The organism is Anaeromyxobacter sp. K (assembly GCF_000020805.1).
Taxonomy (GTDB): Bacteria; Myxococcota; Myxococcia; order Myxococcales; family Anaeromyxobacteraceae; genus Anaeromyxobacter; species Anaeromyxobacter dehalogenans.
Genome location: NC_011145.1, coordinates 231493 through 245528 on the forward strand (window position 1 = coordinate 231493; position 14036 = coordinate 245528).

Below are 14036 nucleotides of genomic sequence, written 5' to 3' on the forward strand. Positions count from 1 at the left end.
GACGCTGTGCGTGAACGGAGGCCGGCCGCCGGCGAGGTGCTCCCTGGAGGCGGACAGGAGCGCGCAGGCGCGGGTCGGCAGGCGGCCTACCCGAGCGCCGGCGCGTCGCCCGATCGCGCGCCGGCAGGGCTGGCCGCGCCCGCCGGCGGGGAGAGCGCGGTGGCGGCGAGCACCACCAGCGCGACCCACAGCAGGTCGGCGACGAGCAGGTGGACGAGCTGCATCCAGACCGGCGCGAGCAGCGCCACGTTCAGCACGCCCGCGAAGAGCTGCAGGCCGGCGAGCAGCAGCACCGCGAACGACGCCGCGCGCGTGTCCGCGTCCGGCCGGGCGCGCAGGGCGGACCGCGCCGCCCAGCCGAGCGCCAGCGTGGAGAAGACCGCCACGAACGGGTGGAGCACGCGGAGCCGGAGCAGCACGTGCGCCTCCTCCGACAGCTCCTGCCGGAGCCCCTCCGCGAACGAGGTCGCGGGGAACAGCGTGTCGCCGAGCGCGGCGATGGCGCCGCTGGCGCCGGTCAGGACGAGCGCCCCGGCGGCGAGGCCCAGCGCGCCGGTGAGGCCCGGGTGCCCGCGCAGCGCGAGCCCGCGCGCGCGTCCGGCGAGCGCCGCGGTGAGCGCGATGGCGCCGACCAGCAGGAACGTGTTGGTGAGGTGGACCGCGACCACCCAGCCACGCGCGGCCGAGTCGTCCTTCGCCACCCAGCCGAACAGCACCAGCCCGGCGCCCACCAGCGCCTCGACCAGCACGAGCCCGAGCGAGGCCCAGGCCCAGCGGCGCGCCGGGTGGCCGGCCGGGAACGTGCGCCGCGCCGCCACCACCAGCGCGACCACGAGGAGCAGCGCCACGCCGCTCGTGGCACGGTGGGTGAATTCGATGACCGTCTCGAGCGCCGGCGAGCGCGGCACCACCTCGCCGTTGCACATGGGCCAGTGCTTGCCGCAGCCGGCGCCGGACCCGGTGGCGCGCACGAACGCGCCCCACACCACCACCGCGAGGTTGTAGGCGAGCACCGACCAGGCGAAGCGGGCGAAGGCCTTCATGCCGCACGGAAGACCACGCCCGTCGCCCGAACGCAACGGCTCCGCCGGGGACCGTCGCCGCTACCCGGTGCCGCCCCGCCCCTGGCTCCGCGCCTCCCACTGCCGCTGCAGCGCCCGCCAGCCGTCCTCGGCGGCCACCGCGGCGCGCCCCGCCTCCCCGGCGCGCGCCTGCGCCTCGCGCTCGGCGGCGACCGCCTTCGCGAGGTGCGCGTCGAAGCGCCGCGCGTCGTACTTGCCGGCGGCCGGGATGCCCGCCCGCGCGAGCGCCTGCAGCTTCGCCTGCTCCAGGCGCGCCTGCGCGGCGTCGGCGTGCGCCTCGGCCGCGTCGACGTCCGCCTGGCGCGCCTCGGCCAGCTTCTTCGCGAACGCGAGGTGCGCGTCGGCAGCCTGGCGGCGCAGCCCGGCGGTGTCGGCGAGCGCCTGGGCGCGCGCCTTCCAGGCGGTGTCGCCGGCCGAGTTCGCGCCCTTCGCCTCGGTGGCGGCGCGCTGAAGGTCGGCCTCGGCGGCGGTGCGATCCGCCTCCGCGTAGCCCTGCTCGCGCTTCGCCTCCTGCAGGCGCAGCTTGGCGCGGGCCACCGCGTCGTGCGCGGCCGCCGCGTCGGCGCGGGCAGGCTGCACCGGCCCGAGCTGGTCCGGCCCGAGCCGGCCGAAGTCGGCGTCGGACACCGGCGTGAACTCCTGTCGCGTCTGGACGGTCCGGCAGCTCGCCAGGACCGCCAGCGCCATCCCCGCTGCAAAGGCGGTGCGCATGGCAACTCCCCCCGGCGGGAAATCTGCGGCCGCGCGTGGGGCGCGGCACGCGCCGACGCTACTCGCCCTCGTCGGCGGGCTCGCCGGGCCGCGCCGGCTCCTCGCCGCGCTTCTTCAGGCCGGCGGCCTCGAGCGCGGTGGACGGGCCGGCCGGCTTGCGCTCGTCGGGCAGCGCGCCCGCGGGCGCGGTCACCGCCCCGACCGCCGCGCCGAGCGCCTTCACCTCCGCGAGCAGCTCGATCCGCGCCTTCACGCCGGGTGCGTTCGGCACCTCGAAGGCGCCGGAGAGCCGGACGCGCAGCGGCACCCCGGTCTCGGCGTCGGCGAGCAGCTCGCCGTCCGCGGCGACCGGCACGCGACCCTGCAGGAACCCGAGGCGCCGGGCGGTGTCGGGGTCGGGCGCGGGCGTCCCCGGCGGCGGCGGCTGCGGGGCCGGCGGCTTGACGCCGGGCGCGGGGGGCGCGAGCGAGAGGCGGTAGCGGCGCGCGGCGCGGCCGAGCAGGCGCGCCTCGCCGGCGGGCTCGAGCCGGAGCGCCGGGCCGACCAGCGCGGCCACGGTGCCGGCCAGCCGGAAGCTGTCGTCGCGGAAGCGGCGGGCGTCGCGGCCGCGGTCGGTGGGGCGCTCCCGGAACGGCGCGGGCAGCGCGCGGGCGTAGGTCGTCCCGCCCGTCCAGATCACCTGCTTTCCGCCGGACGAGCCGGGGCCGAGGCCGGGGTCGATCTCGGCGCGCACCTCGAACTCGCCGGTGGCGGACTGGCGGAGCTGGTGGTGCTCGGTCACGTGCACCTGCCGCGCCTCGTCGCCGGGCGCGGCGACGGTCCACTCGGCCGCCGCGGTCCAGTCGAACGCGCCCAGCCGGCGCGCCGCCTCGTCGGCGTCGAGCGCCAGCGCGGCCTCCGGGTGCTCCGGGTCGAACGCGGCGGGGGCGGGCTCGTGCGGCCGGTCCTCGCGCCCGAGCACGCGCGCGCGCGCCTCCGGGTCGCTGCGGGAGCAGGCGAGGGCGACGAGGCACAGGGCGAGCGGGGCGCGGCGCATGGCGGGGCATCCTCTCACGAGATCCGGCGGCCCGGGGGGCGCCTCACGAGACGCGGCGCAGCGAGGACGGGAGCAGCCGCGGCGGGCCCGGCTCGCCGGGGCCCGGCACGGAGGCGGCGGCGGGCGCGGGCGGCTCGGGGGCGAGCGGCTCGGGCGCGGCCACGTCCGCGAGGGGCTCGGCGGCGCCCGCGCCCTCCTCGCCGGCGGGGGCCGCGATCACGTCGCCGAGCGCCACCCGGCCGTCGGTCCAGAGCAGCTGCTCGCAGCGCGAGAGCAGCCCGGCCAGGCCTGCCCGGGTGACCGCGGACACCGCCGCCGCGTCGCGCCGCTGCGCGAGGGCGGCCCGCGTCTCCGGCGGGAGGCGATCGACCTTGTTGAGCACGAGGAGGCGGCGCTTCCCGTCGAGGCCGAGGCCGCGCAGGATCTCCTCCACCGCCGCGATCTGCTCGTCCTGCCGCGGGTCCGATGCGTCCACCACGTGCAGCAGCAGGTCGGCGTCGCCGAGCTCCTCCAGCGTGGCCCGGAACGCGTTCACGAGGTCGGGCGGCAGGTCGCGGATGAAGCCCACCGTGTCGGTGATGATCACCTCGCGGTCGCGCGGGAAGCGCAGCCGGCGGCTGGTGGGGTCGAGCGTCGCGAACAGCTTGTCCTCGGCGAGCACCGCCGAGTCGGTGAGCGCGTTGAGCAGGGTGGACTTGCCGGCGTTGGTGTAGCCGACGATGGAGAGCACCGGCAGGCCGCGGGCGTTCCGCTGCTTGCGGCGCAGGTGGCGGTCGGCGCCGAGCGCCTCGATGCGCCGCTCCAGCGCGGTGATCCGGTCGCGCACCCGGCGGCGGTCGATCTCGAGCTTCGTCTCGCCGGGCCCGCGCCCGCCGATGCCGCCGGCGAGGCGCGAGAGAGAGTCGTCGCGCCCCACCAGCCGCGGGTACAGGTACTTCAGCTGCGCGAGCTCGACCTGCAGCTTGCCGTCGGCCGACTGGGCCCGCTGCGCGAAGATGTCGAGGATGAGCTGGGTGCGGTCGAGGATCTTGAGGCTGGTGGCCTCGGCGATGTGGCGCGCCTGCGACGGCGACAGCTCGGCGTCGAACACGATCACCGTGGCCATGCGCTGCATGGAGCGCAGGACGATGTCCTCGAGCTTCCCCTTGCCGATGAGGTAGCGCGGGTCCGGGTCACGCCGGAGCTGCAGCGTCGCCTCCAGCACCTCCACGCCTGCGGTGCGGGCCAGCTCCTTCAGCTCCTCGAGCGAGGCCTCCGCCTCGGCGCGCCCGCGCCCCTTGCCGCCGAACCCCACCAGGATGGCGCGCTCCCGGCCGCCGGTGCGGCGCGCCGCGCGCGCCCGGGCGAACTCGTCCTCGAGCGCGAGCGCGCCGGAGAGCGCGTCGTAGGCGAGGTCGTGGACGGTGGGCGCCTCCTCGTCCTTCCACATGGCGCCCTGCGGGTTCTCCGGCAGCAGGTGGGCGTAGTGCACCCGCCCCGGCAGGCCGTCCTCGCGCACCTCGATGGCCGCCACGAGGTCGAGCCGGAGCAGCGCCAGGTCGGTGTGGTCGTCGCGGGTGAGCGGCTCGCCGTTCAGGTGCGTGTGCACGAGCCGCAGGCCGCGGAGTCGGCTCTCGCCGGCGCGGCCGCGGCCGACGTCCGGGAGGTCGAGCTTGCGGGCGTCGCCGACCACCACCGCCTGCACGTCACCCTTGCGGTCGAGGAGCACGCCGACCTGCCGGTTGGTCTCGCGGGAGACCTCGGCGAGGTGGCGCGCCAGCTCGGGCGTCACGATCGACTGCGCGTCGACGCGGCGGCGGTAGGTGCGGCGGAGGGCGTGGAGCTGCGAGGGCTTGAGGCCGAGGGTGTTGCCGTGGACTTCTTGCATTCGTTGCGGGGAGTCTATCGCGGCGCCGCCGCCGGATCGACGCGATCTGCGGCGGGCGAGGGGCCGACCGCGCGGGGTCGGCCACCCGGGGCGGGAGCGCCGCCGCCGGGGTGCCCGGCCCGCTACGCGGCGACCGCGTCCAGGCCGAGGTAGCGCAGCAGCCGGAGCTGGTGCTGGCCGAGGCCGCGGAAGGAGACGCGGATCCCGCGGGCGGAGAGCGCCTGCGCCAGCACCGCCAGGCCGAAGTCGTGCAGCTCGCGCACGTGGGTGAGGTCGATCCGGACGAGCGAGCCGGCCGGGGCGATGGCGAGCTGGGCCGCGAGCCGCCGGGCCGTCGGCACGTCGAGCACCCCGTCCATGCGGATGGCGTTCGCATCGAGCGCGATGGCCAGTTCCATGGCTGTGTCCCCCGGGCGGCGCACGGACGGCGCCACCGTCGCTGCCCCAGGATTATCCGCGCCCGCCCGCACGATCCGCAAACTCGCGGTGACGGCATGATGACGCACCGGAGGCGAGGCCGCGGCGGGCGCGGACGGGATCTCACGCGATCGGTGCAGGGGCGCGCCGCCCACAGCGGAGCCTCCCGCGCCGCCGGACCGGGCGGCGCCCCATCCCCTGCCAGGAGGATGCGGGGGCGGCCGGGGCGGGGCCATGCTCACCGGGCCTCACCGTGGTCCGGGATCTGCAAAGCCTGGAGACCGCCATGAACCGGTTCATCGTCCGCCGTCGCGCCGACGGCGTCGTGCACCTCCGGCGCCGCTCCTTCCGCCACCTCCTCGTCGATCGCATCGCCTGGACGATGGCCCTCCTGTTCGTCGCCACCGCCGCCGGCATGACCGCGCTCGTGGCGGCGCTGGTGGAGTTCCCGCTCGTCGTGATCCTGCTCGCGCCCGTGGTCGGGCTGGGGATCTGGGCCGGCCGCCTCGCCCGCGGCGACGGGCTGCAGCCCGCGCCCGCGCCGGTCGATCCGCGCCCGCCGCGCCGCGTCGCCTGATCCGGCCGCGGCAGCCCGGCGCCGGAAATCCGACACCGGCGGGCCGGTGGCCTGACGCGGATGTCCCGCCGGCGCGCCTCCCTCGCGCGCGATCCCTGCGCGCGGAGCGGGCAGGCGCGCGCCGATTGCGCGGCCCGCGCCGGCGGCGCACGCCTCGACGGGAGGGCTCCGGCGTGGTCATATCGCCGCACCGATGGACTCCCCCGCACAGAGCGCCCGCGCGGGCGCCGGCACCGTCTTGAACGCGGCCGTGGTCGTGGCCGCCCTCGGCTACTTCGTCGACATCTACGACCTCATCCTCTTCAACATCGTCCGGATCCCCAGCCTCACCGCGATCGGCGTCTCCGGCGACGCGCTCGTGTCGGAGGGGCTGTCCGTCCTGAACTGGCAGATGGTGGGGATGCTGCTCGGCGGCATCGTCTTCGGGATCGTGGGCGACAAGCTGGGCCGGCTCCACATCCTGTTCGGCTCCATCACGCTCTACTCGATCGCCACCATCGCGAACGGGTTCGTGCACGACCTCGCCACCTACAAGGCGCTCCGCTTCGTGGCCGGGCTGGGCCTCGCCGGCGAGCTCGGGGCGGGGGTGACGCTGGTGGCGGAGATCCTGCCGGCCCGCCTGCGCGGCTACGGCACCATGCTGGTCGCCTCGGTGGGCGTGTCCGGCGCGATCGTCGGGAACGTGGTGGCGAAGACGCTCGACTGGCGCGTGGCCTACTGGGTGGGCGGCGGGCTGGGGCTGCTGCTGCTGGTCCTGCGCATCAAGGTGAGCGAGTCGGGGATGTTCCAGGCGCTGCGCCACACCGCCGTGAGGCGGGGCGACTTCCTGGCGGTCTTCCGCGGGGGCGAGCGCTTCCGCCGCTACCTGTCCTCGATCCTGATCGGCGTGCCGATCTGGTGCTCGAACGCGATCCTGGTCGCGCTCGCGCCGGAGTTCGGGCGCACGCTCGGCGTGACCGGCCCGGTGACCGCCGGCGACGCGGTGATGTTCTTCTACGGCGGCCTGGTGCTGGGCGACCTGTCGAGCGGGTTCCTCTCGCAGGCGTGGCGGAGCCGGCGGAAGGTGGTGCTCCTGTTCGTGGCGCTGCTCGCCGCCGCCAACGTCTTCTACTTCGTGGCCGGCCGCGGCGCCTCGCCGGCCCTGTTCCTCGGCGCCTGCGGCCTGCTCGGCATCGCCGGCGGCTACTGGGCCATCTTCGTCACCGTGGCGGCCGAGCAGTTCGGCACCAACCTGCGGGCGACGGTGGCGACCACCGTGCCCAACTTCGTGCGGGGCCTGGTCCCGGTGTGCACGCTCTCCTTCCAGTGGGCCCGCCCGCACCTCGGCCTGGTGGGCGCGGCGGCGGCGGTGAGCGCGCTCTGGTTCGGGCTCGCGCTCGTGTCCGCGTTCGGCCTGCGCGAGACGTTCGGGGTGGACCTCGACTACGTCGAGGCGGACTAGCCATGTCGGCCTACGTGGTGGACGTGGAGGCGGACGGGCCCATCCCGGGCAAGTACTCCATGGTGTCGTTCGGCGCGGTGCGGGTGGAGCCGGGGCTGTCGCGCACCTTCCGCGGCGAGGTCCGGCCCATCTCCGACCTGTGGCTCCCGGAGGCGCTCGCGATCTCGGCCGTCACCCGCGAGCAGCACCTGCGCTTCGGCGAGCCGGGCGAGGTGATGGCGGCGTTCGAGCGCTGGATCCAGGAGACGACGAAGGGGAAGCCGGTGCTGTTCTCGGACAACCTCTCCTTCGACTGGCAGTGGATGAACTGGTACTTCCACACGTACCTGGGCCGGAACCCGTTCGGCTGGAGCGGCCGGCGCATCGGCGACCTCTACTGCGGGATGGTGAAGGACGGTCACGCTCAGTGGAAGCACCTCCGCCCCACCGCGCACGACCACGACCCGGTGAACGACGCGAAGGCGAACGCCGGGGTGCTGCTCCAGCTCGTGGACATGGGCCTGAAGCTGAACCTGAAGTGAGCGCCCGGTGACGCTGTTCGCCCAGGGCGCCCTGCTCGGCCTCTCCGCCGCCGCCCAGCCCGGGCCGTACCAGGCCTACCTGCTCGCGCAGTCGCTCCGGAACGGCGCGGTCCGCACGCTGCCGGTGGTGCTCGTGCCGCTCACCTCGGATCCGCCGGTGATCGCGGCGGTGCTGGTGGCGCTCGCGCAGGTGCCGGCGGGCCTGCTCCGGGCGCTGCAGCTCGCCGGCGGCGCGGTGGTGCTGTGGCTGGCGCTCTCGGCGCTGCGCGGGCTCCGGGCCCCGCTCGCCGCGCCCGAGGCGAAGGCGCCGCCGCGGGGCTTCTGGCGCGCGGTGCTGCTCAACTTCACCAACCCGAACGCCTGGATCTTCTGGAGCGCGGTGGGCGGCCCGGTGCTCGCGGCCGCCTGGCGGGACGGCCCGGCGGACGCAGGCGGGTTCCTGGCCGGCTTCTACGCGTTCCTCGTCGGCGGCAACGCCGGGCTGGTGGCCGCGGCGGGCGGCCTGGGCCGGCTCGGCCCGCGCACCCAGCGCGCGCTCACCGCGATCTCCGGGCTGGCGCTGCTCGCGTTCGGCCTGTGGCAGGTGGCGAAGGGGCTGTCCGGCCCGCGCGCGTAGGCCACGCTACCTGCCCGCGCCCTGCGCCGGCGGCGCGGGCGGCGGCGGGATCGCCTTCAGCCGCTCCTTCACCTTCGCCAGCTCCGCGCCGCCCCGCCCGCCCGTGCCGGTCAGGTGGTGCTCCGCGATGTAGCGATCGACCTTCTCGATCCGGTCCGGCGTGGCCGGGTGGGTCGAGAGGTAGGTGGTCCAGCCCGGCTGCTTGCCCTCGCCCTTCTCCAGCTTCTGGAAGAACGTGGCGATGCCGTGGGGATCGTAGCCGGCCGCGGCCGCGTAGCGGGCCCCGTACTCGTCCGCCTCGCTCTCGTCGGCGCGGCCGTACGCGAGCAGCGCGCCCTTGCCGGCCAGCCCCGCCGCGAGCTGCGCCGCGCCGTTGGGGTTCTTCCCGAGCGCGATGCCCATCACCGTCTCGAGCCCCATGGCGTTCACCATCTGGCGGGCCGAGTGGCGCGCCACCACGTGCCCCGCCTCGTGCCCGAGCACGCCGGCCACCTCGGCGGTGTCGTCGGCGGCGAGCAGCAGGCCGGAGTAGACGTAGAGGAAGCCGCCCGGGGTCGCGAACGCGTTCACGGTCTTCGGGTCGTTGATGACCTTCACCGACCAGTCCACGTCCGGCCGGTCCTTCTTCGCGCTCGCCAGGATCTTGCCGGTGACGCCCTGGACGTAGGCGTTCACCGCCGGGTCCTCGAGGTACTGGACGTGCTCCTTCGTCTCGAGCTGCTCCTTCACCTGCAGTCCGAGCTGCTTCTCCTGCTCGGTGGGGATGAGCACCGAGGCGAGCCGGGTCTCGGTGGCGACGCGCTGCTTGCCGGTGCAGGCGGCGGCGAGCGCCAGGACCGCGAGCGCGGCGAGCGGGGTGCGAGACGGTCGGTGCATGCCGGTTCCCTCCGCCGCGCTTCTAGCGCCGGTCCGGGGCGGGGTCATCGTCCGCACGGGGGTGCGGCGCGAAGCCTGATCGGCCCGGGGCGCCGGGCGGGCCCGGCCGCGTCCCGCGGTCCCCGGATTTGAAGCCCGCCGCTCCCTCGCGGTACAAGCGGACGGTCGATCCTTCACGCAGGGGGGCGTCACCATGTCGCGCACGCGGGTCGCGGTCCTCTCGACCGCCTTCGCGGTGGTGGCCGCGGGGGTGTTCGGGCTCGGGTTCCTGCGCGGCGCCGCCGAGGCGTCCGCCGCGCCCGCGCCGCCGCCGCTCTCCAGCGAGTACCCGGGCGGCGCGCCCATCGACGCGGCGCGCATCCAGACCGGCCGGCTCACCTTCGACCGGATGCCGGCCGAGGTCTCGGGCGCGCTCGAGCTCCACTCCGCGGAGATCGTGAAGCAGGCCGAGGTGCTCGCCACCAAGCAGGCCCGCATCACCGGCACCTGCGCGCCCGGCTCCGCCATCCGCGTGGTCGGCCAGGACGGCACCGTGGTGTGCCAGCGCTTCCCCCGCGGCGTGGTCTCGGTGTCGTCGCTCGCCGGCCTCCCGCGCGTCTCCACCACCGCCACCACCCAGCTCAGCGTGCCGGGCGGCGTGGGGCGCTACCAGTCCGCCGGCGAGGACGACTTCCTGGTGGTCCCGGTGGACCTGCCCGACGGCGCGGTGGTGACCGGCTTCTCGTTCGTGTTCTGGGACAGCGACGCCAGGATCGACGGCGCCGCGTACCTGTACCGCTCCGACGACACCGCCATGGCGGCGCTCGTGACGAAGGAGGCCGCCGACGAGGTGCGGGTGGTGTCCACCCAGGACGTCGCCGCGCAGAAGGTGGACAACGCCGCCTTCGCGTACTTCGTCTACATGCAGCTCTCGGCCGCGGCCGGGCCGCGGCTCGTGCCCATCGCCGCGTCGGTGGCCTACAAGCTGCCGTGAGGCGGCGCGCCGGATCGCGCCCCCGCGCGATCCCCGCCGCGATCGACGCGCGGTTTGCGTCTACAATGCCGCTCCCCATGTCCCGAAGCGCCCTCCGCCGCGTGAAGCGGCTCGTGGTCAAGGTCGGCACCGGCACGCTCACCGACCGCGCCGGCCGGTTCGATCGCGACAACTGCGCGCGGCTCGCCTCCGAGCTGGCCGAGGTGGCGCGCGGCCGGAAGGTGGTGCTCGTCTCCTCCGGCGCGGTGGCGCTCGGCGCCGAGCGGCTCGGCCTCGCGCGCAGCCGCGGCAAGCCCTGGGACATCCCCACCAAGCAGGCCTGCGCCGCCGCCGGCCAGCCGCACCTCATGGCCGCCTGGGGCGAGGCGCTGGGCCGCCACGGGCTCGTCACCGCCCAGGTGCTGCTCACCGCCGACGACCTCGCCAGCCGCAAGCGCTTCCTCAACGCGCGCCGCACGTTCGAGCGGCTGCTCGACGCGGGCGCGGTGCCGGTGGTGAACGAGAACGACACCGTGGCGGTGGACGAGATCAAGGTCGGCGACAACGACACGCTCGCCGCGCTGGTGGCGGGCTGCGTGGAGGCCGACGCGGTCGCGATGCTCACCGACGTGGACGGGCTCTACGACCGGAACCCCGCCGAGCCCGGGGCGCGGCTGCTGCGCGACGTGCCGCGGGTCACCGCCGAGATCGAGCGGAGCGCGGGCGGGGCGGGGAGCGAGCGCAGCGTGGGCGGGATGATCACCAAGGTGAAGGCGGCGCGGCGGCTCGGCGCGCAGGGCGTCGTCACCGCGCTCCTGTCCGGGCGGCGCGCGCGCGCGCTCCCGGCGCTGCTCGCCGGCGAGCCGGTCGGCACCGTGTTCGCGCCCGGGGTTCACCGGCTCAGCTCGCGCCAGGGCTGGCTCGCCGCGGCCGCGCGCGGCAAGGGCGTCATCCTGGTGGACGCGGGGGCGCGGCGCGCGCTGGTGGAGCAGGGGCGGAGCCTCTTGCCGAGCGGCGTCCGGGGGGTGCAGGGCCAGTTCGGGGTCGGGGACCCGGTGGACGTCGCGGTGGACCCGGCCCGCCCCTTCGCGCGGGGCCTGGCGGGCTACGGCGCCGACGAGGTCCGCCGCATCGCCGGGCTGAAGACCGGCGAGATCGAGCGCGCGCTCGGGTATAAGTACCTCGACGAGATCGTCCACCGGAACGACCTGGTGGTCCTCGAGACCGGCCGGGAGTGAGCATGCGCAAGGAGAAGTCGCTGGGCCTCGCCGCCGAGATGCGGACGCTGGCGGAGGCCTCGCGCGAGGCCGCCCGGGCCCTCTCGCACGCCGACCCCCGCCGCAAGGACGCCGCGCTGCGCGCCGCCGCCGAGGCCATCGGCCGCCGCGAGAAGCGGATCCTCTCCGAGAACGCGCGCGACGTCGCCGCGGCCCGCGCGGCCGGGCAGAACGCCGCCTACCTCGACCGCCTGAAGCTCGACCCGAAGCGGCTCGCCGGCATCGCCGCGGCGCTGCACGAGATCGCCGGGCTGCGCGATCCGGTGGGTGAGGTGACCGCGAGCTGGCGCCGGCCGAACGGCCTCGAGATCCGCAAGGTCCGCATCCCGCTCGGCGTGGTGCTGATGGTGTACGAGGCCCGGCCCAACGTGACCGTGGACGCGGCCGCGCTGTGCCTGAAGAGCGGCAACGCGGCCATCCTCCGCCCCGGCTCCGACGCGCTCCGCTCGTCGCTCGCGCTCGCCGCGGCGTTCGCGGAAGGGCTCGAGAAGGCCGGGCTGCCCGCCGCCAGCGCGCAGGTGGTGCCCACCCCGGATCGCGAGGCCACCTACGAGCTGCTCGCGCTCGACGACCTCATCGACCTCGCCATCCCGCGCGGCGGGCCGTCGCTCATCCGCGCCGTCGCGGAGCGGTCCCGGGTGCCGGTGCTGAAGCACTACCAGGGCGTGTGCCACCTGTACCTCGACGCGTCCGCCCCGCCGCAGCAGGCGGTGGACCTCGCGCTGAACGGCAAGGTGCAGCGCCCCGGCGTGTGCAACGCGACCGAGTGCCTGCTCGTGCACCGCGGCGCCGCCGGCAAGCTCCTGCCGCCGGTGGGGCGCGCGCTCGCCGACGCCGGGGTGGAGCTGCGCTGCGATCCCACCGCGCTCACCATCCTGAAGCGCGCCGGGGTGGCGGCGGTGCCCGCCCGCCCGGACGACTTCGGCAAGGAGTTCCTGGACAGGATCCTGGCCGTGCGGGTGGTCGCGGATCTCGACGGCGCGCTCGACCACATCGCGCGCTACGGCTCGCTCCACACGGAGGCGATCGTCACCCGCGATCTCGCCAGCGCGCGGCGCTTCCAGCGCGAGGTGGACGCGAGCGCGGTGATGGTCAACGCGTCCACCCGCTTCAACGACGGCGGCGAGCTGGGGCTCGGCGCCGAGATCGGCATCTCCACCACCAAGCTCCACGCGTTCGGGCCCATGGGGCTCGCCGAGCTCACCACCCAGAAGTTCCTGGTCGAGGGCGAAGGGCACGTGCGGTAGCGAGAGGAACCTGATGGCGACGAAGAAGAAGGCAGCCGGCAAGAAGCCGTTCGCGAAGAAGACCCCCTCGAAGCGCGCGCCCGCGCGCCGCGGGCCGCCCATGAAGGCGCCCGGGAAGAAGAAGGGCGGCCCGGCGAAGGCGCCGGGCAAGAAGGGCGCGCCCAAGGAGCGCGTCCTCCGCGCCCGCCGGCCGCCCCGCGCCGCCGCGCCGGCCGCCGCCGCCATCGAGGCGCCCGCGCCGGCCCGCCCGGCGGCCGACCGCCCCGACCCGGCGCGCCCCACCGCCATGGCGATCGCGGCGGCCGCGCTCGACAAGAAGGCCGAGGACGTCACCGTCCTCGACGTGCGCGGGCTCACCAGCTACGCCGACTACTTCGTGCTCATGACCGCCGACTCCGACCGGCAGGCGAGCGCCATCGCCGATCACGTCGAGCAGACCATGAAGGCGCAGGGCGTCACGAAGGTCGGCGTGGAGGGCTACCAGGGCGGGCGCTGGATCCTGGTGGACTACGGCGACGTGGTGGCCCACGTGATGGGCCGCGAGGCCCGCGGCTTCTACGATCTCGAGGGGCTCTGGGCCGACGCGCCGCGGGTGGCGGTCGAGGCCTAGGCCGCGGCGGGCTTCCGCCACACGAGCTTCATCCAGGTCCGCGGCGTCCGCGAGGGCGCCGAGGCCTCGAGGAGCTCGAGGCCGAGCCCGTCGCACAGCGCCACCGGCGCGGAGAGCCGCCGCCGGCCCGGGGAGCGGGTGCGCAGCATCAGCCGGCCCGGCGGCTCGACCCACAGGTCGTGCCGGTGGAGCCCGATGAACCGCTCGGCGGTGCCCTCGCGGCACCACCCCTGCACGACCAGGTATCCGCCGGGCGCGAGCACGCGGACGAGCTCGCGCATCACCGCGCCGGGATCCTGCGTGTGGTCGAGCGCGTTGTGCATCCAGGCGAGGTCGAACGCGGCCTCGCCGAAGCGCCCCGAGAGCGCCTCGCCGCCGCACTGCACCAGCGGGTAGCGGGGGTGGAGCCCGTGCCGGGCGAGCAGCTCCCGGTAGCCGTCCGCCAGCGCGTCCGAGCAGGTGAGCGCGATCCGGCCCTGCTCGGCCCCGTCGGCCCACATCGAGAGCGGCCCGGAGCCGGCGTCTAGGACGCGCGGCGGCGCGCCGGTCCGGGCGCGGAGCTCCTCGAGGAGGGGCTCGAGGTAGTGCGGGTAGACGAGCGTCATGAGCGCCGGGGTGGAGCGGCGCCGGATGTCCTCCGCGTACTCGCCGCGGCCGGAGAGCTCGCGATCCCAGAACGCGAGCTCGTCGCGGAACCCGTCGCCGGGCTCGGGAGGGCGGCCGCCGATCAGCTCGGCGCAGAACGAGAAGGCCTGGCGGAGCACCGATCGGCACCTCCGGGGGCGACCCGTGGAGACGGCCGCCCG

General features: G+C 76.0%; 15 protein-coding genes. 8 read left to right on the forward strand and 7 right to left on the reverse strand.

Annotated elements, in window-relative coordinates; genetic code table 11:
* Positions 1–86: 86 nt before the first annotated feature.
* The 5 genes from ANAEK_RS01050 to ANAEK_RS01070 all read right to left on the reverse strand — a co-directional run bounded on the left by ANAEK_RS01050 (position 87) and on the right by ANAEK_RS01070 (position 5094).
* On the reverse strand, positions 87–1043 hold the full coding sequence (locus tag ANAEK_RS01050; RefSeq protein WP_012524291.1) for a COX15/CtaA family protein: 957 nt from the start codon (positions 1041–1043) through the stop codon (positions 87–89).
* 60 nt (positions 1044–1103) lie between these two features.
* Positions 1104–1793, reverse strand: coding sequence for a hypothetical protein (locus ANAEK_RS01055; RefSeq protein WP_012524292.1), 690 nt, complete (start codon positions 1791–1793; stop codon positions 1104–1106).
* Positions 1794–1851: 58 nt separating this feature from the next.
* On the reverse strand, positions 1852–2829 hold the full coding sequence (locus tag ANAEK_RS01060; RefSeq protein WP_012524293.1) for a hypothetical protein: 978 nt from the start codon (positions 2827–2829) through the stop codon (positions 1852–1854).
* A 43-nt stretch (positions 2830–2872) separates the two neighbouring features.
* Positions 2873–4696 (reverse strand): GTPase HflX, encoded by a 1824-nt coding sequence (gene hflX, locus ANAEK_RS01065; RefSeq protein ID WP_012524294.1) that lies wholly within the window; start codon positions 4694–4696, stop codon positions 2873–2875.
* A 122-nt stretch (positions 4697–4818) separates the two neighbouring features.
* Positions 4819–5094, reverse strand: a complete 276-nt coding sequence (locus tag ANAEK_RS01070) for an STAS domain-containing protein (RefSeq protein WP_012524295.1) — start codon at positions 5092–5094, stop codon at positions 4819–4821.
* A 305-nt stretch (positions 5095–5399) separates the two neighbouring features.
* Here ANAEK_RS01070 and ANAEK_RS01075 point away from each other — a divergent pair, with 305 nt between their 5' ends.
* From ANAEK_RS01075 to ANAEK_RS01090, 4 genes are all read left to right on the forward strand, one after another.
* Positions 5400–5690, forward strand: coding sequence for a hypothetical protein (locus ANAEK_RS01075; protein WP_012524296.1), 291 nt, complete (start codon positions 5400–5402; stop codon positions 5688–5690).
* 193 nt (positions 5691–5883) lie between these two features.
* Positions 5884–7131 (forward strand): MFS transporter, encoded by a 1248-nt coding sequence (locus ANAEK_RS01080; RefSeq protein ID WP_012524297.1) that lies wholly within the window; start codon positions 5884–5886, stop codon positions 7129–7131.
* A 2-nt stretch (positions 7132–7133) separates the two neighbouring features.
* Complete coding sequence (locus tag ANAEK_RS01085; protein ID WP_012524298.1) at positions 7134–7652, forward strand: exonuclease; 519 nt, start codon at positions 7134–7136, stop codon at positions 7650–7652.
* 7 nt (positions 7653–7659) lie between these two features.
* The gene (locus tag ANAEK_RS01090; protein WP_012524299.1) at positions 7660–8268 is read left to right on the forward strand and encodes a LysE family translocator; all 609 of its coding nucleotides are present in this window, start codon (positions 7660–7662) and stop codon (positions 8266–8268) included.
* A gap of 6 nt (positions 8269–8274) precedes the next feature.
* Here the strand turns inward: ANAEK_RS01090 and ANAEK_RS01095 are convergent, their stop codons facing one another.
* Entirely contained in the window at positions 8275–9144 is an 870-nt protein-coding gene (locus ANAEK_RS01095; protein WP_012524300.1) for a M48 family metallopeptidase, read from the reverse strand.
* A 193-nt stretch (positions 9145–9337) separates the two neighbouring features.
* Here ANAEK_RS01095 and ANAEK_RS01100 point away from each other — a divergent pair, with 193 nt between their 5' ends.
* The 4 genes from ANAEK_RS01100 to rsfS all read left to right on the forward strand — a co-directional run bounded on the left by ANAEK_RS01100 (position 9338) and on the right by rsfS (position 13230).
* A complete protein-coding gene (locus tag ANAEK_RS01100; RefSeq protein ID WP_012524301.1) occupies positions 9338–10117 on the forward strand; it encodes a hypothetical protein in 780 nt (259 codons plus the stop codon).
* 77 nt (positions 10118–10194) lie between these two features.
* A complete protein-coding gene (gene proB, locus ANAEK_RS01105; RefSeq protein ID WP_232288332.1) occupies positions 10195–11334 on the forward strand; it encodes a glutamate 5-kinase in 1140 nt (379 codons plus the stop codon).
* A 2-nt stretch (positions 11335–11336) separates the two neighbouring features.
* Positions 11337–12620, forward strand: a complete 1284-nt coding sequence (locus ANAEK_RS01110; protein ID WP_012524303.1) for a glutamate-5-semialdehyde dehydrogenase — start codon at positions 11337–11339, stop codon at positions 12618–12620.
* 13 nt (positions 12621–12633) lie between these two features.
* Positions 12634–13230 carry a ribosome silencing factor gene (rsfS, locus tag ANAEK_RS22955; protein WP_012524304.1) on the forward strand — a complete coding sequence of 199 codons (597 nt, stop codon included), beginning with the start codon at positions 12634–12636 and terminating at the stop codon, positions 13228–13230.
* Here rsfS and ANAEK_RS01120 read toward each other — a convergent pair.
* Positions 13227–13994, reverse strand: a complete 768-nt coding sequence (locus ANAEK_RS01120; RefSeq protein ID WP_012524305.1) for a bifunctional 2-polyprenyl-6-hydroxyphenol methylase/3-demethylubiquinol 3-O-methyltransferase UbiG — start codon at positions 13992–13994, stop codon at positions 13227–13229. The two genes, rsfS and ANAEK_RS01120, sit on opposite strands and share 4 nt — an antisense overlap.
* Positions 13995–14036 lie beyond the last annotated feature (42 nt).

Coding starts and splice junctions, on each gene's coding strand:
- ANAEK_RS01050 (WP_012524291.1), bottom strand. CDS start 1,043: ATGAAGGCCTTCGCCCGCTTCGCCTGGTCGGTGCTCGCCTACAACCTC.
- ANAEK_RS01055 (WP_012524292.1), bottom strand. CDS start 1,793: ATGCGCACCGCCTTTGCAGCGGGGATGGCGCTGGCGGTCCTGGCGAGC.
- ANAEK_RS01060 (WP_012524293.1), bottom strand. CDS start 2,829: ATGCGCCGCGCCCCGCTCGCCCTGTGCCTCGTCGCCCTCGCCTGCTCC.
- hflX (WP_012524294.1), bottom strand. CDS start 4,696: ATGCAAGAAGTCCACGGCAACACCCTCGGCCTCAAGCCCTCGCAGCTC.
- ANAEK_RS01070 (WP_012524295.1), bottom strand. CDS start 5,094: ATGGAACTGGCCATCGCGCTCGATGCGAACGCCATCCGCATGGACGGG.
- ANAEK_RS01075 (WP_012524296.1), top strand. CDS start 5,400: ATGAACCGGTTCATCGTCCGCCGTCGCGCCGACGGCGTCGTGCACCTC.
- ANAEK_RS01080 (WP_012524297.1), top strand. CDS start 5,884: ATGGACTCCCCCGCACAGAGCGCCCGCGCGGGCGCCGGCACCGTCTTG.
- ANAEK_RS01085 (WP_012524298.1), top strand. CDS start 7,134: ATGTCGGCCTACGTGGTGGACGTGGAGGCGGACGGGCCCATCCCGGGC.
- ANAEK_RS01095 (WP_012524300.1), bottom strand. CDS start 9,144: ATGCACCGACCGTCTCGCACCCCGCTCGCCGCGCTCGCGGTCCTGGCG.
- ANAEK_RS01100 (WP_012524301.1), top strand. CDS start 9,338: ATGTCGCGCACGCGGGTCGCGGTCCTCTCGACCGCCTTCGCGGTGGTG.
- proB (WP_232288332.1), top strand. CDS start 10,195: ATGTCCCGAAGCGCCCTCCGCCGCGTGAAGCGGCTCGTGGTCAAGGTC.
- ANAEK_RS01110 (WP_012524303.1), top strand. CDS start 11,337: ATGCGCAAGGAGAAGTCGCTGGGCCTCGCCGCCGAGATGCGGACGCTG.
- rsfS (WP_012524304.1), top strand. CDS start 12,634: ATGGCGACGAAGAAGAAGGCAGCCGGCAAGAAGCCGTTCGCGAAGAAG.